We start from the raw sequence: 22,343 nt of genomic DNA, 5'->3' as shown, positions 1-22,343 counted from the left end.
CCCAGGCGTATTCCAGCAGCGCCCGCATAACCCCTTCCTCCGCGTTGGAGCTCGTGACGACGTCCGCCGACGATTTCACCGCTTCGGGCGCATTGGCGACCGCCACGCCGAGTCCCGCCATCTCCAGCATGCCGATGTCGTTATAATAGTTGCCGATCGCCATAATCCGTCTGCGGTCCACGCCGCGAATGCGCGCCAGCTGCTCGAGCGCCCTTCCTTTGGTTGCGTAGCGGTGCTGCACATCGATGAAATATTCCCCGCTGCGTATCCATTGCAGCTCATGGTTCCAACCGTTCCAGTCCCGTTCGACTTCATCGATCATATCCTTCGGCCCGGACACGGTCATTTTGACCGGCTCGCCGGGCAGCGCCGCGCCCGGTTGCCGCAGCGTCGGACGGATATGGAACTGCCCGTATATTTCTTCGATCTCCGGCGTCAACCGCTCGACCAGCACCTCGAATGCCGTGCTGATGTCGAAGTGAAGTTCGTTCCGTCGGCAATAGTCGACAAATACCTGCAGCTGCTCTTCGCGCAGCGTATACTGATGGATTACTTTCCGTTTCGCCGTCTCGACCGTCGCCCCGCCGTTATGGGTGATGATCGTGCCCGCCAGCCCGATTTCCTCCAGAACCGGGATGGCCCCGCCCGGCCCCCTTCCCGTACACAGTACGATCTCCGCACCGCGACGCGCCGCTTCGCGGATTGCTTCGCATGTGCCCTGCGTCAGCTTGTGATCGTCCGTCAGCAGCGTTCCATCCACGTCGAGTGCGATAATATCGTAATGTAAACCCATCTCCCTGCCGCCTCCAATTCATTTTCCATGCTTATGAACAAGATGCTTTCTCAACCTAAAGCCGTACCCGATTGTCGACTTTCAGACAGGCTCGCTTCAAGCCCGTTCTTTCACAAGCTGATATTTCCTCAAGCCGGCTCTTTCCACCGGGCTGCGCCTATCAGCTTGCGCTCATAAGCTTGCGCCTATCAACTGCTCCCCATCAGCCCGCACATGCGCCGCCGAAATCCGCTTTCGCGTTCCCGATCGGTCATCCGTCCAGCTGCAGAAGCCGCAGCTCCTTCTCCGTCAGCTCGCGATAGTCGCCCGGCGCAAGCGACGCATCGAGCACCAGCGGCCCCATCGACAGCCGGCGAAGATGAACGACCTTCAGTCCGACCGCCTCGAACATCCGCTTTACCTGGTGGTACTTGCCTTCCCGGATCGTCAGGCGGACGACGGATATCGCCCGGCCATCCGGCCCTTCATCGGTTTCCTTCACTTCCAGCTCGGCCGGCATGGTGACATAGCCGTCGTCCAGCTTGACGCCTGCCGCGAATGCCTGCACATCGGCATCGCCGACTGTCCGGCTCCCCGCCACCTTCGCTTCGTATGTTTTCGGCACATGCTTGCGGGGAGAGAGCAGACGATGCGCAAGCTGCCCGTCGTTCGTCAATAGCAGCAGCCCTTCGGTATCCTTGTCGAGCCGCCCCGCCGGGAACGGCTGCAGCGCCGCGTCCGCCGGCGAAAGCAGGTCGACGACCGTCCGCTCCCGCGCATCCTCCGTCGCCGATATGACGCCGGGCGGCTTGTTCATCATCAAATAAATAAATTCACGGTACAGAACCCGCTCTCCTCCGAACCGGACATCCTGCGTCCCGGCATCGACGGCCATGCCGCTGTCTTTAACCGGTCTTCCGTCCACGGTGACGAGCCCCTGCTTCACCGCCTTGCGCACTTCGCTGCGGGTACCGTATCCCATATGGCTGAGCATTTTATCCAGCCGGATCGTCCTGACCACGTCAGATCATCCTCCATCCTGCGGGCAGCGCGTTTTTCAGCATGCCGTCCGCGATCTTCCCCCAGCCGACCGGATGCCCGTCGGCCAGCACAAGCGCATACCCGTTGCCGCCGCTTCCGGCGCGATCCGCCCCGAGGTGAATCGTCTCTCCTTTCAGGTAACGGACAATGTCCGTTCCGGAGGAGTCGAACGCGACCGTTCGCACCGCCTCTTCGGCTTTCAGCCCCATCGCCAGCGCTTGCGACGGCTCGAAGCGTCCCCGCGCCGCATCGCCCAAATACCAGCCCGCCCGGACGACCTTCAGTCCGTCCAGACCGGGAAGCCCGTCCGGCTGCAGGTAGACGCGGCTCCCATAATGGACAAGCCGCCCTTCCCACCGTTCGGCGCCGCGGAGATGGCCGCGGGCGAACGCCATCCAGCAGGCGATCGGGTCGGACGCCAGTCCGTTTCGCCCTCCGTCCGTGCTGTCTTTGCGCAAGCGGCCGTAAAGCGCGCCGTCCCGGCGGGAAAACTTGTCCGTCTTTCCGACATTCTTGAAACCGGCATACGGGCGCGCCGCTTCATAACCGGAATTGCCGCCGTTCCGTTCCGCTCTTCGCCCCGACCGGCGTCCGATTCGTTCCTCCCTGCCGGCCTCGTCCCTGCCGGATTCCTCCCGTCCGGCTATGCGTTCGCCCGCCTCGCCTTGTCCATCCGCGTCCGGCTCCGGCCGCCGCCTGAGGACGGCGACATAATGCCCCTCGCCTTCGGTGCGGTGCGGCCACAGCCGCACCGTGCCCGCCAGCCCGGCCAGCTTGTCCGCATCGATACCGTCCTGTCCGGCCGCCGCCATGCCGACCCATTCGGGCCGCCCCGGCGACCAGCCGTACGCATGCGTCACCGGCACGATCTCCAGCTTCGGGTCGTCGGCGAGCAGGGCGGCGATTTGCGCTTCGTTCTCCTCCGGCGAGAAGGTGCAAGTCGAATAGACGAGCGTGCCTCCCGGCTTCAGCATCGCGGCGGCATGGCGCAAAATATCCCGCTGCATGACGGCGTATCGTTCGACCGAATGCTTCTCCCATTCCGCAATCATCGATTCGTCCTTGCGGAACATCCCTTCCCCCGAGCAAGGCGCGTCGACCAGAACCCGGTCGAACCAGCCGGCGAAGCGGGCAGCCAGCGCCGCCGGTTCTTCGTTCGTAATGACGGCGTTGCGCACGCCGGCGCGCTCGATGTTTTGGCAAGCGCCTTCGTCCGTTCTCCGGCATTGTCGTTGGCGACCAGCACGCCTTGCCCTTGCAGCAGGGAAGCGATCTGGGTCGATTTGCCGCCCGGGGCGGCGCACAAGTCAAGCACGCGGTCGCCGGGCTTCGGATCGAGCAGCTCGGCGGGCGCCATTGCGCTCGGCTCCTGAATGTAATAGAGTCCGGCATAATAATGCGGATGCTTGCCGGGCCGGTCCTCGCCGTCGTAATAATAGGCTCCCTTCGCCCAAGGCACGGGCGCAAGCCGCCCGCCGAACGGCGATCCGGCCCGCCACTGCTCCGGTTCCGTCTTCAGCCCGTTCACCCGCAGGCCGTAATGGCGCGGCCGGTCGTACGAAGCGAAGAACGCTTCGGCTTCCGGTCCGAGCAGCCGTCTCATTTTCTCGACAAATCGTTCGGGCAACTTCATGCAAAACCTCCTAGACCGTTACCGCGCACCCGCGTAGTACGATTCCCGGCGCAGCCTTTGCCGTCGGCGCGGAACGCTGTGCGAACCGTACACGTTCGAATACCGCCCCGACAAGGGACGGTATCGACATCATCATGACCGGTCCGATCAACTCAATATGACTCTTCCTCCGTATTCGGCAGCCGCGCCTCCGTCTCGGAAACGAGGTCGGCAAGACGGGGATCGGCGACGGTCAGCGCGAACGGCTCGAACGGCGGCGCTGCCGGAAGCTCTCCCGGCTTCGCGGTATCGCCGCCGGCCTTCCGCCAATCCGCGAGCCAGGCGGACAGCGTCCTCATCGCCCTTTCCGACTTCTCGAGCAAATCCGCCACATTCAGCCCCCGTTCGATGGCGGGATACCGCGACAGCTTGCCGATCGCCCCGCGAAACAGCTTCACCGCGCCGGATACGTTGCCTCCCCGCCAATGATGAAGCGCGACGGCTGCCTGCAGCAACCCTTGCCAGAACGGGTCGCGTCCCTCCTCCAGCCACAGCTCCTCCATTTCGTCATGGCACTCGTAATACGCCTGCCGGAAGTTGAACAACACGATGTACCGCGCATACTTCTCGTCATACGCCGGATGCTGCGCGCCACCGGCATCTCCGCCGCCATGGAAGCCTTCGCCGCGCTTTTCGCCCGTCATGTCAGTCCGCTTTTCTTGGCGCGCAAAATCGCCGCCTGGATATCGTCAGACAGCCGCTCGAGCGCGATAATGTCCTCCGCTTCGTACAGTTCGTTGAACCGGAGCTGAAATTGCGCCGCTTCCCGCACGCGGCGGAAAAAGTACAGATCCTGTATGCCGTTCAGCACCCGCGAGACGATGTTCGAGCGTTCCTCGAACTCGCGCTGGGAATCGATAATTTCCCTCCGGATGCTGGACATTTCATTGTCGAGCTGGAACGCGGCCTCGGCCGCCTTCTTCAGCCTTTCCCGCACATCCTCCGGCAAGCTTTGCTTATATTTATAGTTAAGCGAATGCTCGATCGTCGCCCAGAAATTCATCGCCAGCGTGCGGATTTGCACTTCCGCCAGCACCCGCTTCAAGCCGAGCGCCGTCTGCACCGGATATTCGACGATCATATGATAGCTGCGGTAGCCGCTGTCTTTAAAATTCGTAATGTAATCTTTCTCGTAGACGAGCGTCAAATCTTTGCGCGCCCGGATCAAGTCGGCGACGCGCCGGATATCGTCGACGAATTGGCACATGATGCGGATGCCGGCGATATCCTCAATGCCGACCTCCAGCCGGTCCATCGGGACGCCCAGCAGCTTCGCTTTCGCCAGTATGCTCGATATTTTTTTACACGGCCGGTGACAAATTCGATCGGCGCATAAGCTTCTCTCATCTTGAGCTCGGTGCGCAACGTTTTGAATTTGACCTTGAGCTCCTCGACCGCTTGTTCGTAAGGCTGCAAGAACAGATTCCAATCTCTACCGTCCATTCGGCCGCCTCCTGTCTAAATATGATCGGCCCCCGCCGCTTCGGCAATATTGCGGTATCCGTCCCGCCGCAGTAAGGCTTTCAGCCCGTCCGTCAGCTCGCGCAGCAAGCCCGGCCCGCGGTATATCAGCGAAGTATATATTTCCACGAGACTCGCTCCCGCGCGAAATTTATCGTATGCATCGGCAGCTGTAAAAATGCCGCCCGAACCGATAATCGGCAGCTTGCCTCCGGTCTGCCGGTATATGGCGCGAATGACCTCCGTCGACCGGTCCTTGAGCGGCTTGCCGCTCAGTCCGCCCGTTTCGCCGCGGTTCGGATGCGTCAGCCCGTCGCGCGACAACGTCGTATTCGTGGCGATAATGCCGGAAATGCCGCTGCTTGCGATCGTTTCGACCGTATAGGCGAGCTGCTCGTCCGTCATATCGGGCGCGATTTTGACCAGCACCGGCTTGGCCCGCTGACCGCGCTTCGCCGCCTGCGCCGCCATTTCTCCGTTCACGGCGTCCAGAAGCCTGCGCAGCTCGTCCCCGTGCTGAAGCGCGCGCAGATCGGGCGTATTCGGCGAGCTGATATTGACGACGAACAGATCGCCGCTGTCGTACAGCGTCCGGATGCAGGCGCGGTAGTCCTCGTGCGCCCGGTCGTTCGGCGTCGTCTTGTTTTGCCGATGTTGACCGCCACCGGAATCCGCCGCACCTTTCGGCGGGCGAGCCGCTCGGCCATCGCTTCGGCGCCGTCGTTGTTGAAGCCCATCCGGTTAATGAGCGCCTCGTCGGGCGGCAGACGAAAAAGCCGCGGCTGCTCGTTCCCGGGCTGGCCTTTCGGGGTGACCGTTCCGACTTCCATGAAACCGAAGCCGATGCTGGAGAAGCCGTCGACCGCCTTGCCGTTTTGTCGAGGCCGGCGGCAAGGCCGACCGGATGCGGAAACCGCAGGCCGAACAGCTCGACGGCGAGCTCCGGCGATTCCCGCACCCCCCATATGGCGTGCATCAAGCCGGTCATGCCCGGCACCCGGCCGGCCGCATACAGCCCGTCGATGACGAGGTGATGGGCTTTCTCGGGGTCCATGCGAAACAGGACCGGCTTGGCTATTTTTTCATAAAGCAAACTCGCTCACTCCGTTCTCGCGATAAAGAAAGGTACTACCAACCAGTTTATCTCGTTCCGGGTCAAAAGAAAAGAGCCGCCGGACGACTAAGCCGCCGTCCGTTCCGGACCGTCGGCCTTCTGAAAACCGGGAGGCGGCACGGTTGCGGCTTTATCGGGAAACGATTACAATGGGATTATATATACGGCATTATTTTTTATAATAGAATAATAGTAAGAAAGGTGATTACGCATGAGCGCAGCCAAACGAAAACCGCCCACACTCCGATCGAGGCAGCCGGAAGAACCGAACCGAAAAGCGATCATCTGGACCGCTTCGATCATCGGCGTCGTCATCATCGGCATGGCCCTCCTGCTTATTTTCAACTGACGGAAAGGTTACAGCCAGTCGTACACTTTACCGGGATTGGTCTCATCCTCCTGCGGCTCCAGCGCGAACCGTTCGCGCGGAACGGCAGGAGCGGCGGGAACGATCCCTTTTTAATAACGACTTCCGTGCCGATCGGCACAAGATCGTATAGCTCTTCGAGATCTTCCCGCAGCATTCTGACGCAGCCGAGCGAATTGTCGCCCCCTACCGTCTCCGGCTCGTCCGTGCCATGGATCGCATACGGCGTGTCGGACAGCGTCATCCCCCGGCTGCCGAACGGCCCGTCGTCCCGCCCGTTCGGGTTTTCACCTTTTCGGTAATGGCGAACGTTCCTTCCGGCGTCCGCTCCCCTCCGAGTCCGACCGGATAGACGCGGACGATCACATCGCCGGTGACGACGGCCAGCCGGTGGCGCGACGTATCGACGAGAATGCGCAGCGGTTCGTCCGGCAGCCCGCTTGCTGCGCTTGCCGTCCCGTCCGGTAGTCCGAGGGACGAATCTCCGCCGCCGCTGTCCGCCGGGCCGCTGTCCGCCGTGCCGTTGTCCGCCTTGGCGAACGAACGCAGCAATTCGGGGAACATAGCCCGCATTTCGGGCGTATCCCCCGACAGCATATTGTCCGGATACGGCCGCACAAGCTCGCTCAGACCGCGCGGAAGCCGTCCGTGCAGCCGCTCGTAGTGCGCGATGGCGCTCGCAAGCGTCCAGCGCTGCTCCTGCAGTCCGCTCCACTCGCGCAGCAGCCTCGGCGCATCGCCCGTTTCCGCCGGCATACAGCGGCACCATGCGGCATCATGCGTCCGGACGAGCCATCGTCCGTCGCCGTTCTCCCGTCTGACGGTCAGCAAAATGCGCGTATCCCCGTCCCAGCGCCGCCAGACGCCGGCCTCCTCCATTTTCGCGACGATGCCGTAATCCGCATCCCGGGCGCCCAGCAGCGCCGTCAGCGCCGGCTCGGAGCCGCGCGGGGCAAAGGCTACGGCAAGCCCGGCGGCCGTGCCCATGCTCCACGCTTCTTCCCCTTCCGTCAGGCGCTGCCTCCCCTGCCCTTCCTCAACCGTCTCGCCGGGCCTTAACTCCGCGGGACCGATTCGCTCCTCCGGTGCGGCGGGAGAGCCGGTCAGGCCGAGCAGCAGCAGCGCGGCGACGAGCATAGCGCGGCGCAAGGCGGTCCGCCGCTTGCGCCGGCGGTTCCATTCTCCGATCAGCACTTCCGGTTCGTCGGCCAGCGGATGCCGCTTCCGTTCGAACGCCTCGAACACATCGCCGGATTGCAGGAAGCAGTAGTTCGCCTTCGCTTCCTTGCCCCGCTCTTCGTAAGCTTTCCCAAGCAAATACCAGGCCATCCGGTTGTCGGGATGCTTGCTGACATAAGTTTTCAAATAATCGATATCGGTCGAGCCTTCCATTCGCGCCCCCCGCCGTTTCCTCTTTTATCATAAGTATCGGCATTCCGGCCGGGATCGTAAATCGAACAGAAAAAAAACCTGCTCCGTCATGCCCGGAAAGGGAAAGGAGCAGGCTTCGCAAGCCGATTGATGCGTCATTCAGTTGTCGAAAGGCTCGTCCGCGATTTTGATCGAATCGGTCGGGCAGCCGTCCGCAGCGTCTTGCAGATCGTCGTACAGATCTTCCGGAATTTCCGTCACGCCGCGGTTGTTGTCTCCTCCGTAGATGACTTCCGCCAGACCGTCATCGTCGTAATCGTAAATATCGGGAGCCGTCGCTCCGCAAGCGCCGCACGCGATGCATGTATCTTTGTCTACCCAGGTAAATTTGGCCAATGGTGTTCCCTCCTCGAATTCCCCTTGCCGCCTTACTTTCTGTTTCTATTTCAGGAAGCAATTCTATGCGTCAAATACGACCAAAGTTCATAGCTTTTCTGGTCTTTTCATTCCTCACTATATAACAAATGCTCGTCCATTTGCAAGGATGTTCCGCGAATTCGTTTATTGCGGATGAGCGCCGACGGATCGTCGCCGAGCATGCCGGCCGTCAACACCGCATCCTCGCCGTACTTGTCACGCAGCTGATCCATCGCTCTCGTCAGCGCCTCCTTCCGCGGCTGCTCCCGGTAGCTGAACAGATCGAGCTGTACGGCCGTTTCTTCGCGCGGCGTCAAATTTTGCAGCGTGACGCCGAGCAGACGGGCGGGCTCTCCTTCCGGCCAATGCCGGTCGAACAGCCGGCAAGCGGCGGCATAGATGTCGGCGGTCGTTTCGGTCGGCGATTCGAGCGTCTCCGAACGGGTAATCGTCGACATGTCCGGCCGGCGCACCGTAATTTGCACCGTCGACGCCATCAGCTTCTGCCGCCGCATACGGCGCGCCGTCTGATCGGCCAGGTTAAGCAGCACCCGATGCGCTTCCGCTCTCTCCCGCACATCGCTCGGCAGCGTCGTCGTATGGCCGATCGATTTGTTGCGTCCGCGCACCGGCTGCACCGGCGAATGATCGATGCCGTGCGCCGCATTTTTCATCCATGAGCCGTACACTCCGAAATACCGGATCAGCAGCTCCTCGTCGGCGGCCGCGAGCTCCCCGATCGTGCGAATGTTCAGTTTGCGCAGCTTGGCCGCCGTCTTCCCCCCGATGCCGAACAGCGCCTCGCACGGCTTGTTCCACAGCAGGCGCGGCACGTCGCGGATGCGCAGCACGGTCAGCCCGTTCGGCTTGCGCATGTCCGAAGCCATTTTCGCCAGCAGCTTGTTCGGCGCGACCCCGATCGAACAGGGCAGCTGCCATTCCGTCCGGATGCGGCGCTGGATCGTCTCGGCGATTGCGAGCGGTTCTCCGAACGCCCCGGAGCCGGTAATGTCCAGGTAGCATTCGTCGATGCTCGTCGCCTCCACAAGCGGCGTATACTGCCGCGCTATATCCATAAATCCGCGCGAGTATTTGCGGTACAGGTCGAAATCCGGTCGGATGAGCACAAGCTCGGGACATTGCCGGAGCGCCTGGCGGACCGTCATCCCGGTCTTGACCCCCCGGCGGCGGGCGGCGTAGGACGACGTGACGACGATTCCTTTGCGCAGCTCCACGCTTCCCGCCACCGCCGTCGGCTTGTCCTTGTAGGCTTCCGGGTCTTCCGCTTCATGCACGGAGCAATAGAAAGCATTCATATCGATATGCAAAATAATGCGCCCGCCAGCCTTGGCCATGCTCTCTTCCCCTTCCTTCCGAATATACGTTCCGGTTTTCTGCGATTGATTTCAGCATACCGAAGCCGCTCCGGTTAATCAACCGGAAAAGGCGGCTGAAACCCTTCTACTTTTCGTCCCTGTAATGCTATAATAGGGAATATTGACCGGAGAACGGCTTTTTTCGCCATTAATCCGGCTTCGTGAATGAAATGAGGAGGCGTCCCGGAAATGACCAATGCCATTTCGATTTTTGACACAACGCTGCGCGACGGCACGCAAGGAGAAGGGATCAGCCTGTCGGCCGACGATAAACTGAAAATCGCCCAGAAACTCGACGCATTGGGCGTCCACTATATAGAAGGCGGCAATCCGGGCAGCAACGGCAAAGACATCGAATTTTTCCAACGGGTTAAATCCCTGAACCTGCGGGCGAAAATTACCGCATTCGGAAGCACGCGGCGCAAAAACGCGCAAGCCGAGCGCGACGCGAGCCTGCTTCGCATCGTCGAGTCGGGCGTGCCGGCCGCGACGCTCGTCGGCAAGACATGGGATTTTCACGTCCATACTGCGCTGCAGACGACGCTGGAAGAAAATCTCGCCATGATCTACGATTCCATCGCCTTTCTGAAAAGCCGCGGGATCGAAGCGATATTCGACGCGGAGCACTTCTTCGACGGGTTCAAGCATAACCCGGACTACGCCCTTGCCGCGCTGCGCAAGGCGCAGGAAGCGGGCGCCGATTGGCTCGTTCTGTGCGATACGAATGGCGGAACGCTGCCGGGCGAAATTTACGATATCGTGACCCGCGTCTGCGGCGAGCTGAAGACGCCGATCGGCATTCATACCCATAACGACTGCGAGCTTGCCGTCGCCAACTCGCTCGCGGCCGTACAAGCCGGCGCAAGGCAAGTCCAGGGGACGATCAACGGCTACGGCGAACGGTGCGGCAACGCCAATCTATGCTCGATTATCCCGACCTTGCAGCTGAAAATGAACTATTCGTGCATTTCGGCCGAGCAGCTGCAGCAGCTGACGAGCACCGCCCGTTATGTCAGCGAAATCGCCAATGTCGCGATGCCGGTCGGCCAGCCGTACGTCGGCAACGCCGCTTTTGCCCACAAGGGCGGCATTCACGTATCGGCGATTTTGAAGGATTCCAAAACGTACGAGCATATCAAGCCGGAGCTGGTCGGCAACAAGCAGCGCATTCTCGTGTCCGAACTGGCCGGACAAAGCAACATCATTTCCAAAGCGCAGGAGCTCGGGCTCGATATTACGGCCAACAACGACAAAACGAAGGAAATTATCGACCGCATCAAAGATCTGGAGCATCAGGGCTACCAGTTCGAAGGGGCCGATGCTTCGCTGGAGCTTTTGCTTCGCGAAGCGTTCGCAGAAGTACCCGTCATATTCGAGCTGGAATCGCTGAAGCTGCTCGTGGAGAAATCGAAGGATCATATGATGTCCGAAGCGATCGTCAAAATTACGGTCGGCGGCGAGAGCGTCTATACGGTAGCCGAGGGCAACGGTCCGGTCAATGCGCTCGACCATGCGCTGCGCAAGGCGCTCGTGCAATTTTATCCGAAAATCAACGACATCCATCTCACAGACTATAAGGTCAGAGTGATCGACGAGAAAGATGCGACGGCGGCCAAGGTGCGCGTCCTCATCCAATCGACCGACTTCCAGAACACATGGAGCACGGTCGGCGTGTCCAGCAACGTCATCGAGGCCAGTTGGGAGGCGCTCGTCGACAGTTTCCGCTATGCATTAATCGGGATGGAGCCCGTCGAAGTTTCCACCCCGGTACGCGAACAGCTCGGTTTGGTCAACCATTAAAAGGCCGCGCCTATACCGCACATTCAAACGAACAAGGGCTGCGCCTGTATCGTCACGGCAGACGATACGGGCGCAGCCCTTGCTGCGTCTTCCCCGCCGGTTCAAGAGGCGGACAAGTGCTGTTCGATTATCGCTTTCCATTGATCGAGCGGAATGACGCCGGTGACCCGCTCCACGACATGGCCGTCCCGGTTCACCAGCACCGTGGTCGGGAATTCCTGATCCACTTTGTAAAGTTTCGTTACGGTTCCTTCCCGGTCCATCAAAATCGGAAACGTCAGATTCATCTGTTCGACAAATTTCCGCGCATCGCGTTCCCGGTCATACTTTGTCGAGTTCACGCCGTATAACGTCAACCGGTCCCCGTATATTTCATGGATCTTCTGCAAATCCGGCGCTTCCAGCTCGCAAGGGCCGCACCAGGACGCCCAAAAATTGATCATGACGAGTTTATCCGACGGCCCGCCTACCGCCACCTCTTCCTCCGCAAGGTTCGGCAGCGTAAATTTCGGCGCCGCATAGCCCGGTTTCGGCTTTTCCTCGTCCGAAACGGCAGCCGGCGCAGCTCCGTTCGGCCCGGCCAGTTCTTTTCGTTCATCCGCATACTGATAGATCGCGACCGCCGCCAGCACCGCAACGACCGCCAATATTCCGATTGTGCGCTTCAAAGGCGTTCCCTTCTTTCCCAGTCTTTATCGCCATCGCCTTCTCCTATTCATGTTAACATTCGGGGAATGGAGACTCAAGCGGAAGGGCATTTTATCACTAAACCGTCAAACCAGACGAAAAACAAAGGAGTCGGGCAATGGAGAAAACGAAGCGGGGAATCGGTTCATTCGGGATCGGACGATTGAGAACGGCCGATTTCAAGAGCGGCAAAGACGGGGCGGAAGCCAAAAGCGGCGGCAAAAGCAAATGGGCGGAATACGCGGCGCTCGCTACGGTGCCGCTCGTCCTGGTGCTCGGCAATTCGATGCTGGTGCCGATTTTGCCGGACATGGAAAAGAAAATGAACATTTCGTCATTTCAAGCCAGTCTCGTGATTACGTTATTTTCGGTTACCGCAGGCATTTTCATCCCGATACTCGGCTATTTATCCGACCGCTACACCCGCAAGAAGGTGATTTTGCCTTCTCTGGCCGTATACGGCGCGGCCGGCATTGTAAGCGCCCTTGGCGCCATATGGGGTTCCTACGCGACGCTGATTGCCGGCAGATCGCTGCAGGGGCTGGCGGCGGCCGGCACGTCGCCGATCGCGATGGCGCTGATCGGCGACAAGTACAAGAACGGCGAGGAAAGCGAGGCGCTCGGTCTGATCGAGGCTTCCAACGGGGCGGGCAAAGTGATCAGCCCGATACTCGGTTCGCTGCTTGCGCTCATCGTCTGGTACGCCCCTTTCTTCGCGTTCCCGGTCTTCTGCGCCGCTTCGCTCGTTGCCGTCTGGACGCTTATTTCGGAGCCGAAAGCCGATAATCGCCAAAAGATCGGCGTCAAAACCTATGTATCCGACATCAAGGACATTTTCAGGCAAAAGGGCAGATGGCTGCTGCCTTGCTTCTTCGTCGGCTCGCTCGGCCTGTTCATTTTGTTCGGCGTGCTGTTTCATCTTTCCGATATTTTGGAGAAGCCGCCCTACAATATCGACGGCATCGCCAAAGGCGGCGTGCTCGCCATCCCGCTGCTCGGCCTCGTCATTACCGCCTATACGACCGGCCGCGTACTGAAAAACAACGGGAAGCTGATGCGCAGGCTGATGATCATCGGGCTCGTTCTAATGGCCGCTTCGCTCGCCGCAGCCATCTTCAGCTACAAGCTCATCGTCCTGCTGATCGGATTGCTGACGTTAAGCAGCATCGGCACCGGAATGATGCTCCCCTGCCTGAACACACTCATTACGGGAGCGGTCGACCGCAGCCACCGCGGCATGATCACGTCGCTGTACAGCAGTCTCCGCTTCTTCGGCGTCGCCTTCGGCCCGCCGATTTTCACCTGGCTGGCCGGCTTGTCCGTGGCGGCGCTGTTCGGTTCGGTGGCGGCGCTGTCGCTGCTCGGTCTCGGCCTCGTCTGCTGGCTGATCCGTCCGCCGGCCAAGACGAGCGGCTAGTCCCGGTCCGTACAGCCCGACGGCTCTTCCGCGGCAAACGATCAAGCCTAGCGGACGCGAAGCTGGTATAATAAACGGCAGACATGACAAAATGACGGCCGAAGCTTTTAAGCTTTCATGCTTTCCCGCTTCGCCCGCAGCAAAGGAACTGCCGCTTATGCCGAATATCGCCGATCTGCAATCGAATTGTCGCCATCCCGAACGAACAGCTTATATTACGGACGCCGCGTACCTTTCGCTTCTCCTTCACGGACGGCGCTCATGGCCGGAGGAAGCGTGCGGACTGCTCATTCGCCGCGGCGCGTCGGACGGATGCCCGGCCGCCGCAGATGCGGCAATAGCGCTCCGCAACGCCCATCCGGCGCCCGGGCGCGCCTTCGCGTTCGACCCGGCCGAATGGGTCGAGACGTTCTGCCGCATTCAGGCGGACGGCCACACGGTCGTCGGCTGGTACCATACCCATCCCCGGACTGCGCCGGTTCCGTCGCTGCAGGATGCTGCCGGAGCCGCCGGATTGAGCGGGCTGACGTGCTGGATCTTGTCGCTGCGCCGGCCGGAAAGCCCCGAGCTGCGCGCTTACCGGGTGACCGCAGGACGTTTCGATCCGCTAATGGTTGCTCAAATAAGCGTATAGATCGCCGAGCGTTATAATATTGCGCTCGCGGATGCGGCGCAAATACGACCGCCACAGCTCGGCGGTCATCAGTGAATCGTACAGCGCGTGATGCCGGTTTTCGATCGGAATGCCCGCGCTTTCGAGCAATTCGTCCAGCCCGTAGGCCGGCCGGCCCGGTTCCAGCCATTTGGCCACCATCATCGTATCGAGCACCCGGTGATTCAGCGCGACTTTCGACGTTTTCCACAACGCCGCGCTTAAAAATTGCTTGTCATGTTTCGAGCCGTGAGCGATCAGCAGCCTCTTCCCGACAAACTCCATAAAATCGTGCAGCGCCTGCAGCAAATCCGACGACTCCGCCGCCATCTCGTTCGTAATGCCGGTCAGCTCGATAATATGAAGCGGTATGCGGCGGCGCGGATTGACGAGCGTGTAGAACGTCCCATCGGCCACCCGTTCGCCGCCGCGCATCAGCACGCCTCCGATCGCAATAATTTCGTCGCCGCCGTAAGGATTAAAACCGGTCGTCTCCAGATCGAAGACGACCGCTTCCAGCTCCTGCAGCGGCGTATCCAGCATCGACTGTTTGCGCTGCTCCTTCGCAACCGAACGGATGAACGCCATCTGCTGCGCGTTCTGGGCGCCGAGCATCGAAGCGACAGCCGGCGCGAAACCTCCGAGCTTGTACAGATGCCACATGCGTCCGACGCCTTTCTGCTCTTTCATGTTCGACCTCCTCTGTGCGGACCGCCCGGCTCACCCAACGTCCGTTTCCGGACAACACGCTGCAGCCGTTTGCCGATGCGCAGCGCTTCTTTCAGCTCGTCTACCGTGTCTTTGGTCAGCTTGGCGGCGGAGACCATGCCGTTGCTCGTCCTTACCCCGTCTTCCGTCCGTTCCGTCGTCATCAGCCGCAGCCGGAGGAACAGCAGAAACGCCATTTCGTATGCAGACTTCTCGTCCTCGTCGAGCCAGCCGGCCTCCCGCAGCCTTTCCAGCCTGCGCAGCGTCGACGTTTCGTGGAGCCCCGCCTGCACCGCCAGCAGCCGAACGGCGTTTACCATCGGGATATAGGCGCCGTATTTCACGTCCAGGCTGCCCGAATCCTCGCCGTACCGTTCTTTCAGCAGCTGGCCGAATACGCCGACCAATACTTTGTGCCGCATCGTATTGTCCAGCATTCGGCCCACGATAACGGGGTGAACGGGCATATTGCCGTAATAGTACTCTTTCAATTCCCGCACCAGCCGTTCGTCCCCCGCCACGCAGCGGCCGTCGGCCACAATCAGCAAGTAGCGGACCGCCTCCCATGTCGGATCGGCGAACCATTCGTCCAGCTGCCGCTTCCATTCGCCAAGCGAGCGGCGCCATGCCGGATTGCGGCTGATTACGTTGCCTTCGCAGGGCGGATAACCCGCTTCCACCAGCATGCGGACGACAGTCCCGGACAAATGCGCAAAATAAGTCTCCGCCTCCTCCGCACGCTCGGGCCGATCCTCGTATACTAGGCCGCTGTCCTGATCGCTTGCATGCGTCTGTTCCCCGCGTCCGCCGCTGCCGAACAGCATATATGCGTAAGGCACGGGCGGAGATCCGATCCCCGACCGTGCCGTTTCCGCTTCCGCCAGCCGGACCGCCCGGCGAACGATCGCGTCATGCGCCGCATTAAGACGCCTGTAATAGCCGTCGATTGCGCCGGATGCGGGACAAGCGGCGGACAGCGCGTAAATTTCGTTCCGCATGCCGCGCAAGTCCCGCGCGTCTTCGGCCGAACCGATCCGCATGAGCAGCCGGCTCCAATCCGAATCGTTCATCGGCCTCTCTCCCCTCTTCTATGAACGAACATCGATCGCGTCTCAGGGGATTATACCATTTCCAGCCTTAAAAACTCTCGACTTTTTCATTTGTTCCGGATAGCCGTACGAGCCGTGCTCGCTCATATCGAGACCGATAATTTCTTGCTCCTCCGTTACGCGGAAGCCGACCGTTTTCTTAATGACGTAGAGAATGGCGAACGACAGGACCAGCGCATATGCGCCGGAAACGACGACACTTTCAAATTGCACCCACAGCTGTCTCCAGCTTCCCGTATCGATCAGACCGCCTTGACCGACGCCGACCTTCTCCGCCAACTCTTGCGTCGCAAAGATGCCGTTGGCGAGCGTCCCCCAGATGCCGGCCATGCCGTGCACGGAGAGGGCATAGATCGGATCGTCCACTTTCAGCTTCTCGAAAAACTTCACGCTGTAAAATACGAGCACGCCGGCCGCAAGACCGATGACGACCGCCGCCCACGGTTCGACGAAGGCGCAGGAAGCCGTAATGGCGACAAGCCCCGCCAGCGTTCCGTTCAACATCGTCGTAATGTCGGCTTTGCCTTGAACCGCCCACGAGATAAGCAGCGCGGATACGGCGCCCGCCCCTGCGCCAAGCATCGTCGTGAAGGCGACATATCCGAGAAAGCCGTCGCCGATTGTGAGCGCGCTGCCCGCATTGAAGCCGAACCAGCCTACCCACAGCAGAAGTACGGACAGTGCGCTGTACACCTGATTATGTCCGGGAATCTCGTTCGCCGAGCCGTCCTTGTTGAACTTGCCGATCCGCGGCTTGAGCAGCACGGTGGCGGCAAAGGCGGCGATCGCTCCCGTCAGATGCACGACCGTCGAGCCCGCATAGTCTTGCGCGCCGTCTTCGGCCAGCCAGCCGCCGCCCCAGATCCAGTGCGCGATCACCGGATAGATGATCACCGCGAAGAACAAGGTAAAGATCAGATATGAGGACAGTTTGGCGCGTTCCGCGAAGCCGCCCCATGCAATCGAAAGCGAGATCAGAACGAAAGCCAGCTGAAACAGGAAGTATACGGCCGGCGGGAAGGCGTCGCCCTCACCGGCGGCGATCGCCGGGTTATAGAAAAAGTCTCCCCATCCGAACAAACTGCTGAGCGGGCTGTCGCCGCCGTAGGCGATACCGTAACCGAATGCCCAGTAGACCAGTGTCCCGAGTCCCAGCGTGAAGATCGTTTTGCCTGCCACATGGCCGGCGTTCTTCATACGGGTCGATCCGGATTCCAGCAGGATAAAGCCGCCTTGCATCAGCAATACCAGAATGAACGAGAGCATGATCCAAATCGTGTTCAGCCCCATATCCAGCGTGGCGGCCGCAGGTTCTTCCGCGAAAGCCATCGCCGGAAAAGCCAGCAACAGCAGGCTCGATGTCAACAATAATCTCTTGAGCACTACAATCACTCCTCATGTCATGTTTTATTACTCTAAATGAAAATCTTAATGTCATTATAGTCATAAGGTCTCGTTTTGACAATATATTTTTCGATCATTTTGCAAATAAATCTAACGTTCGTCCTTCAAAACGATCTGAATGTTAGGATTTAGCTCAAGGATACGGCGGGTATCCGTTGTTTTTCAGAAAAAAGCGGCTTGACACGTACAATCCGGTTTTGTTATGTAATCTTTCATGACTTGATTACCGGACTGTATTCGCCCAAAAAAGCATAACGTTTGACTGTATGGTTATTTTCCGATTATCATAGGATAAGAAATGAAAAAATAAAAATTGGGTTTCATCGAAATCTGTTCGACGAGAAGCGGCCGCATTCCAGCGGAAGCTTTTCATGCCGCCGGAAAGTCTTTGGTCCTATTTGCGCCATGCGCGTATGCTTTCCGAGCGGTAATCAAGCATGACTGCAGTACCGGAAAAGGTGGTGAATGAAGATGGGGATAAGCAGCGGCTCTACCGGATCGGGGAACTTTCCAAGCTCGCAGGCGTAAGTCCGCGGACAATCGATTATTATACCTCCATCGGTTTAATCGAACCGGCAAGCCGGTCAGCCAAAAATTATCGTTTGTACGGGGATGAAACCTTACTGCGGCTTGAGCGTATTGAACAATTGAAGCGGCAGAAATATTCGCTCGAAGAAATCAAGCATCTGCTTGACAGCTGGAGCGCGGTTACGCCCGAGGAGCAAGTTTCGAAGAAACTTACCGATCTGCAGCTTCATCTGGAACAGCTGGAACGGGAAGTGAAGGAGCTTGAGCCTGTTATCCGGAAGATGAAGCCCCGGCAGGTAAACCGGCTTCTTACGCGGCTGATGCCGCAAACGGCGGCATGCATCGAAGCGCTGATGTTCTTATCGAATAAAGGGCCTTTTATGTAGCCATACTACAACGACTCAGATGGAGGGATACGAATGTTTTTCCACCCGATGGATTTCCTGATCATTATCGCTTTCGGGTTGTCGCTTTGGGCGCAATTCCGGGTAAAAGGCACATTTAACAGATGGGCCGAAGTACAAGCCATGAGCGGTTTGACCGGCTACGAAGCCGCCCGCCGCCTGCTTGACGCCAACGGCCTGCACGACGTCCCGATCGAGCCGGTGCGCGGGGCGCTGACCGATCACTACGACCCGATTAACCGTGTCGTCCGGCTGTCCGAGCCGGTCTATTATGAAAGCTCGATCGCCGCTATTTCGGTAGCTTGCCACGAAGTCGGCCATGCCATCCAGCACAAGGTTCATTATCCGATGCTGGTGGCGCGCCACCGGATTTTCCCGGTCGTCAATATCGCCTCGGGCGCTGCGCCGTTTTGCTGATTGCCGGCTTCCTGTTCAATGCAACCGGTCTGATCGGCCTCGGCATCATCTTCTTCTCGGTTGCCGTCGCGTTCCAGCTCATCACGCTGCCTGTCGAGTTTAACGCCAGCAGCCGCGCGCGCGACCTGATGATCGCCGAAGGGTTCATTACGAACGACGAAGAGCGCGGCGTCGCCAAAGTGCTGAATGCCGCAGCCTTGACATATGTCGCCGCAGCGCTGATCTCGCTGCTTGAATTGATCAAGTATATTATGATCTTTACTTCCAGCCGCGAAGAATAACGGCGACAAAAACGCAAAACCGCCGCATGCAGGACGCATGCGGCGGTTTTGCGTTTGTTCCGCCCCTGCGCACGGCAGGGCGGCCTAATCCGTCTTTCGTTTCGCAAAGAAATCAAGCAGAAACCGGTGAAACACTTTGGCCACGAGCGGAAGCTTCTCGTTCGCCCGCCAGATGACGCCGACCGTCCGCGTCACCTGCGGCGAGCGGAGCCTTACCATTGCCGGGTGTAGCGGTCCCTGATGCTGAAGCGCCATCTCCGGCAGCAGGCTGACGCCCATTCCGGCTGCGACAAGTCCCCGGATCGTCTCGGTCTCTTCGCCCTCGAAACCGATCTTCGGCTTGAACCCCGCCTTATGGCAAGCTTCCCATACGATCGGGCGGAGCGAGTAGCCTTCGCTGAACAGGACGAACATCTCGTCTTTCAGTTCGATGAGATCGATCGATTCCTTTCCGGCAAGCGGATGGCCGGGCGGCAATATCGCGAACAGCTCTTCGGTCAGCAGCACATCCCCGGCCACCCCTTCGTGGTCGTCCGGCAGCGGGGATATAAAAGCCAGATCGATTTCGCCCTTCATCAAGTCGCGGATCAGCGACGGATACATCCCTTGCCGAAAACGAAAGCGCACATTCGGATGGAGCTTGCGAAACGACGCCACCACCTGGGGAATGACCGAAATGCCGAGACTGTGCGGAAATCCGAAGCGGATCTCCCCTTTTCCGGGTCCAGAAACTCCTGGACTTCCAGAACGGCCCGCTCCAGGTCGGCCAGAATCTCCTCCACCCGCTTCAGGAACAGCTGTCCGGCAGGCGTCAGCTGCAAATTCCGGCCTTTCTGAATGAACAGCCTCGCGCCAAGCTCTTCTTCCAGCTGATGAATTTGCCGGCTAACCGCCGACTGCGCCACATGAAGCTCCTCCGCAGCTTGCGTCACATGCTCCTTTCTTGCCACTTTCACGAAATAATAAAGCTGCCGCAGTTCCATAAATGTTCTAATCTCTCCTGTCCCTAAGGTCGTCGACCCAACCGTCTGTTCACTCTCCGGTCAAGCGCATACAGCAGGACAAAACCGACGATCGCTCCGCCAATATGGGCCCAAAGATTAACGCCGCGCATCAGCAAAGAGTACACGATGCCGATAATCAGCATCGTATAGATCGTCTTGCGCGACGCTTCGTCCAGCCAATGTTTGCGCATCGTCGCCAGAAACAGAAACGCTCCGAACACGCCGTATATGGCCCCGGATGCGCCCACCGACACCGCCATGACATACGGCTTGCTGTCCATGATCACGCTCAGGACGTTGCCGCCTATGCCGCTGAGCAGGTAGAAGACGGCGTAAAGAGCCGAGCCGACGAGACGTTCGAGCGGCGGAGCGAAGACGAGCAGCGAAAACATGTTAAACAGCAAATGTTCGAATCCGTAATGCAAAAACATCGATGTCACGTAGCGCCACGGTTCGGCCAAGCCGTAAGGATCATTATACCCGTACAGAAACGCGCCGAACCGGACAAGGGTCTCCTGGTTTGCGAGCCGCCGTTAAACAGCAGTACGATAAACATGACGAGATTGAGCGCAATGAGCGCCGAATTGACCGGGTATAACCGCAAGTAGCCGCGGAAACTTTCATATCGCAAAAAATCACGCTTCGCGCCCCCTCTTTCACGATTGGACAAGCCTGTTTCCTTATGATTATAATGAATTTGGTATCCACCATTCAATTTTGAAGGAGGACGTATTCATGCCGCAAGAACGTACGGGCGTTGCAACGCTCAAAGGCAACCCGATTACCCTCGTAGGTCCCGAATTGAAAAAAGGCGACAAGGCGCCGGACTTCACCTTGAACAAATCGCTGACCGAAACGGTCACGCTTGCCGATTTGCCGGCAAAATCAAGCTGATCAGCGTTGTGCCTTCGATCGACACCGGCGTATGCGACGCGCAAACCCGCCGCTTTAACGAAGAAGCCGCCAAGCTGGGCGACAATGTCGTCGTGCTGACGGTCAGCGTCGACCTGCCGATGGCGCAAGCCCGCTGGTGCGGAGCGGCCGGTGTGGACAAAGTCGTCATGCTTTCCGACTACAAAACGAACAGCTTCGGCGAAGCCTACGGCGTTCTGATCAAGGAACTGGCGCTCGATATGCGGTCGATCTTCGTCATCGATGCGAACGATACGATCCAGTACGTCGAATATTTGTCCGAAATGACCGAGCATCCGAATTACGAGAAAGCGCTCGAAGCGGTGAAAGCGATCAGCTGACATTTTCGATCCATATATGAACAAAGCGAGTGAAGGGGGTCCTTCCTCGCTTTGTTTGGTTCTTATCGACCGTCGGTCTTGTATGCCGCGAGTTTCTTGTCCAGCGTTCTGTAAATTTCCAGAATAACCCTGTAGTTCGATCCCAGATCCCCGAACGATCCGCGCGATGCCGAATAAATATCAACGGCCGACAACACCGGGGACACGCTGATCACCGATACCGTAATATCCATCGTACGGCCGCTTAGCGTTCGTTTCTCCATGACGATTTCCCCGACGGACGGCACCTCGTGCAACACTTTGTAGCCCTGCATCTTCTTCAGCGTGGACGTTACTTCTTCCCAAGCCTTCTCTTTGGACAGCTTGTAATAGTGGGATTTCAGCAAAGGGTCTTTCGCCTTGTCTCCTGTCAGTTCATGACTGCGCAGCAGCCCGACCAAGGTCCGCTTTAACAAAACAAGATCCTCCCCCTCCGGCATCTATGTAAGCTATTTCTTATCATACCATGAAAAAGACCATGAAAAAAGGCCCTGATTGCCGAATCAGAACCCTAACTTTTGGATGTGAAACCCCGCAAATGCCGTCCGACCTGCATGTTTCTGAACCCGCACTCGCAGGTGGGTGTCCGCAGGAACGAATTTGAAGTCCCTTTTCGAGGGCATGACAGCCTCGTTCCAATATAGAACTCCCTTGAAACAGCCATTGGTTCAAAACAACGACTAAGCCGAAACGTACACCGCAGGACTTTCTGCTTTCTTATTATAGTCTGTTCGCGGGAAAAAGTAAACGTCGCGCCGTGCGTGAATTGCTGCAAGGAAAGACATTGGTAACCAGCCGGCTTGTACGCGCCCGGCTACTTGCTTTCCTCCGTCCGGTCCTCGCCGTTCTCCAGCGCGGCTTCCTCTTCGGCCTTGGCGGCCTTCTCCGCCTGCTCCTGAATTTTCTGGTAAATAATGTAGAAATTCCAGAACGACAAATACGCGATAACGCTGCCCATGAAGAACGGGATCAGGAACGTGAATTTTGTGCTGATATAGACGACGACGGCGGCCATAATAAGCGTCGAGAGCGAGCGCAACGGCTTGCCG

Annotated in this window: 18 protein-coding genes, 1 other RNA gene and 7 pseudogenes; 7 read left to right on the top strand and 19 right to left on the bottom strand. The window is 58.9% G+C overall.

The features are described 5' to 3' along the window. The 7 genes and pseudogenes from PACILC2_RS07405 to PACILC2_RS07380 form a co-directional block, all read right to left on the bottom strand. Window positions 1–793 (bottom strand): Cof-type HAD-IIB family hydrolase (locus PACILC2_RS07405; RefSeq protein ID WP_213528391.1); only part of this gene is annotated, 793 nt, incomplete at its 3' end. 250 nt (window positions 794–1,043) lie between these two features. Continuing rightward, the gene (locus PACILC2_RS07400; RefSeq protein ID WP_244863331.1) at window positions 1,044–1,793 is read right to left on the bottom strand and encodes a pseudouridine synthase; all 750 of its coding nucleotides are present in this window, start codon (window positions 1,791–1,793) and stop codon (window positions 1,044–1,046) included. Window position 1,794: 1 nt separating this feature from the next. Continuing rightward, window positions 1,795–2,208, bottom strand: coding sequence for an RsmF rRNA methyltransferase first C-terminal domain-containing protein (locus PACILC2_RS29255; RefSeq protein WP_372447074.1), 414 nt, complete (start codon window positions 2,206–2,208; stop codon window positions 1,795–1,797). A 360-nt stretch (window positions 2,209–2,568) separates the two neighbouring features. Beyond that, a pseudogene (locus tag PACILC2_RS29250) lies at window positions 2,569–3,416 on the bottom strand (RsmB/NOP family class I SAM-dependent RNA methyltransferase); the annotation flags it as partial. A gap of 182 nt (window positions 3,417–3,598) precedes the next feature. Then, complete coding sequence (locus PACILC2_RS07390; RefSeq protein ID WP_213528389.1) at window positions 3,599–4,129, bottom strand: DUF309 domain-containing protein; 531 nt, start codon at window positions 4,127–4,129, stop codon at window positions 3,599–3,601. Then, window positions 4,126–4,928, bottom strand: a pseudogene (yjbM, locus tag PACILC2_RS07385) (GTP diphosphokinase). Before yjbM ends, PACILC2_RS07390 begins: the two are co-directional and overlap by 4 nt. A 15-nt stretch (window positions 4,929–4,943) precedes the next feature. After that, window positions 4,944–6,039, bottom strand: a pseudogene (locus PACILC2_RS07380) (quinone-dependent dihydroorotate dehydrogenase). A 232-nt stretch (window positions 6,040–6,271) separates the two neighbouring features. Here PACILC2_RS07380 and PACILC2_RS07375 point away from each other — a divergent pair. Then, on the top strand, window positions 6,272–6,409 hold the full coding sequence (locus PACILC2_RS07375) for a hypothetical protein (protein ID WP_201024036.1): 138 nt from the start codon (window positions 6,272–6,274) through the stop codon (window positions 6,407–6,409). Here PACILC2_RS07375 and PACILC2_RS29245 read toward each other — a convergent pair. The 3 genes and pseudogenes from PACILC2_RS29245 to PACILC2_RS07355 form a co-directional block, all read right to left on the bottom strand. Next, window positions 6,402–6,991, bottom strand: a pseudogene (locus tag PACILC2_RS29245) (L,D-transpeptidase). The gene PACILC2_RS07375 and the pseudogene PACILC2_RS29245 overlap by 8 nt on opposite strands. Window positions 6,992–7,957: 966 nt before the next feature. Beyond that, window positions 7,958–8,194: a ferredoxin gene (locus PACILC2_RS07360; RefSeq protein WP_062494182.1), complete on the bottom strand. Its 237-nt coding sequence runs from the start codon at window positions 8,192–8,194 to the stop codon at window positions 7,958–7,960. Window positions 8,195–8,301: 107 nt separating this feature from the next. Next, window positions 8,302–9,570, bottom strand: coding sequence for a DNA polymerase IV (locus tag PACILC2_RS07355; RefSeq protein ID WP_062494184.1), 1,269 nt, complete (start codon window positions 9,568–9,570; stop codon window positions 8,302–8,304). 210 nt (window positions 9,571–9,780) lie between these two features. On the opposite strand from PACILC2_RS07355, the gene cimA reads away from it, so the two are divergent. After that, window positions 9,781–11,391 carry a citramalate synthase gene (gene cimA, locus PACILC2_RS07350; RefSeq protein ID WP_213528383.1) on the top strand — a complete coding sequence of 537 codons (1,611 nt, stop codon included), beginning with the start codon at window positions 9,781–9,783 and terminating at the stop codon, window positions 11,389–11,391. A 101-nt stretch (window positions 11,392–11,492) separates the two neighbouring features. On the opposite strand, the gene PACILC2_RS07345 is transcribed toward cimA, so the two are convergent. Then, on the bottom strand, window positions 11,493–12,059 hold the full coding sequence (locus tag PACILC2_RS07345; protein WP_213528381.1) for a TlpA family protein disulfide reductase: 567 nt from the start codon (window positions 12,057–12,059) through the stop codon (window positions 11,493–11,495). Between the two features lie 137 nt (window positions 12,060–12,196). Between PACILC2_RS07345 and PACILC2_RS07340 the strand changes: the two genes are divergently transcribed. Further along, window positions 12,197–13,495, top strand: a complete 1,299-nt coding sequence (locus PACILC2_RS07340; protein WP_213528379.1) for an MFS transporter — start codon at window positions 12,197–12,199, stop codon at window positions 13,493–13,495. Between the two features lie 157 nt (window positions 13,496–13,652). Next, window positions 13,653–14,129: a M67 family metallopeptidase gene (locus PACILC2_RS07335; RefSeq protein ID WP_145977246.1), complete on the top strand. Its 477-nt coding sequence runs from the start codon at window positions 13,653–13,655 to the stop codon at window positions 14,127–14,129. Here the strand turns inward: PACILC2_RS07335 and PACILC2_RS07330 are convergent. Genes PACILC2_RS07330 through PACILC2_RS07320 form a run of 3 tightly spaced genes read right to left on the bottom strand, consistent with a single transcriptional unit; the run spans window position 14,103 to window position 17,347 of the window. Then, the gene (locus PACILC2_RS07330; protein WP_213528377.1) at window positions 14,103–14,837 is read right to left on the bottom strand and encodes an exonuclease domain-containing protein; all 735 of its coding nucleotides are present in this window, start codon (window positions 14,835–14,837) and stop codon (window positions 14,103–14,105) included. The two genes, PACILC2_RS07335 and PACILC2_RS07330, sit on opposite strands and share 27 nt — an antisense overlap. Then, on the bottom strand, window positions 14,834–15,925 hold the full coding sequence (locus PACILC2_RS07325; RefSeq protein ID WP_213528375.1) for a DUF294 nucleotidyltransferase-like domain-containing protein: 1,092 nt from the start codon (window positions 15,923–15,925) through the stop codon (window positions 14,834–14,836). Before PACILC2_RS07325 ends, PACILC2_RS07330 begins: the two co-directional genes overlap by 4 nt. Before the next feature lie 42 nt (window positions 15,926–15,967). Further along, window positions 15,968–17,347 carry an ammonium transporter gene (locus PACILC2_RS07320; protein ID WP_244863330.1) on the bottom strand — a complete coding sequence of 460 codons (1,380 nt, stop codon included), beginning with the start codon at window positions 17,345–17,347 and terminating at the stop codon, window positions 15,968–15,970. Between the two features lie 458 nt (window positions 17,348–17,805). Here PACILC2_RS07320 and PACILC2_RS07315 point away from each other — a divergent pair, with 458 nt between their 5' ends. Both PACILC2_RS07315 and PACILC2_RS07310 read left to right on the top strand, forming a co-directional pair. Next, a complete protein-coding gene (locus tag PACILC2_RS07315) occupies window positions 17,806–18,282 on the top strand; it encodes a MerR family transcriptional regulator (RefSeq protein ID WP_062494199.1) in 477 nt (158 codons plus the stop codon). 33 nt (window positions 18,283–18,315) lie between these two features. Continuing rightward, window positions 18,316–18,998, top strand: a pseudogene (locus PACILC2_RS07310) (zinc metallopeptidase). An 84-nt stretch (window positions 18,999–19,082) separates the two neighbouring features. On the opposite strand, the pseudogene gltC reads toward PACILC2_RS07310, so the two are convergent. Together gltC and PACILC2_RS07300 are read right to left on the bottom strand one after the other, a co-directional pair. Further along, window positions 19,083–19,981, bottom strand: a pseudogene (gltC, locus tag PACILC2_RS07305) (glutamate biosynthesis transcriptional regulator GltC). A gap of 23 nt (window positions 19,982–20,004) precedes the next feature. Next, window positions 20,005–20,463, bottom strand: a complete 459-nt coding sequence (locus PACILC2_RS07300; protein ID WP_372447073.1) for a rhomboid family intramembrane serine protease — start codon at window positions 20,461–20,463, stop codon at window positions 20,005–20,007. Window positions 20,464–20,737: 274 nt separating this feature from the next. On the opposite strand from PACILC2_RS07300, the pseudogene tpx reads away from it, so the two are divergent. Further along, window positions 20,738–21,255, top strand: a pseudogene (gene tpx, locus PACILC2_RS07295) (thiol peroxidase). A 62-nt stretch (window positions 21,256–21,317) separates the two neighbouring features. Here tpx and PACILC2_RS07290 read toward each other — a convergent pair. The 3 genes from PACILC2_RS07290 to PACILC2_RS26545 form a co-directional block, all read right to left on the bottom strand. After that, entirely contained in the window at window positions 21,318–21,710 is a 393-nt protein-coding gene (locus PACILC2_RS07290; protein ID WP_082655300.1) for a DUF1499 domain-containing protein, read from the bottom strand. Window positions 21,711–21,819: 109 nt separating this feature from the next. Then, a non-coding RNA gene (gene ssrS / locus PACILC2_RS07285) (6S RNA) lies at window positions 21,820–22,003 on the bottom strand. A gap of 105 nt (window positions 22,004–22,108) precedes the next feature. Beyond that, entirely contained in the window at window positions 22,109–22,333 is a 225-nt protein-coding gene (locus tag PACILC2_RS26545) for a YesL family protein (RefSeq protein WP_244863329.1), read from the bottom strand. Between the last annotated feature and the right edge of the window lie 10 nt (window positions 22,334–22,343).

The sequence above is a fragment of the Paenibacillus cisolokensis genome, assembly GCF_018403665.1.
Taxonomy (GTDB): domain Bacteria; phylum Bacillota; class Bacilli; order Paenibacillales; family Paenibacillaceae; genus Paenibacillus_AH; species Paenibacillus_AH cisolokensis.
The sequence above is the reverse complement of the archived record's forward strand: the minus strand, read 5'-3'. Positions and strand labels throughout refer to the sequence as shown.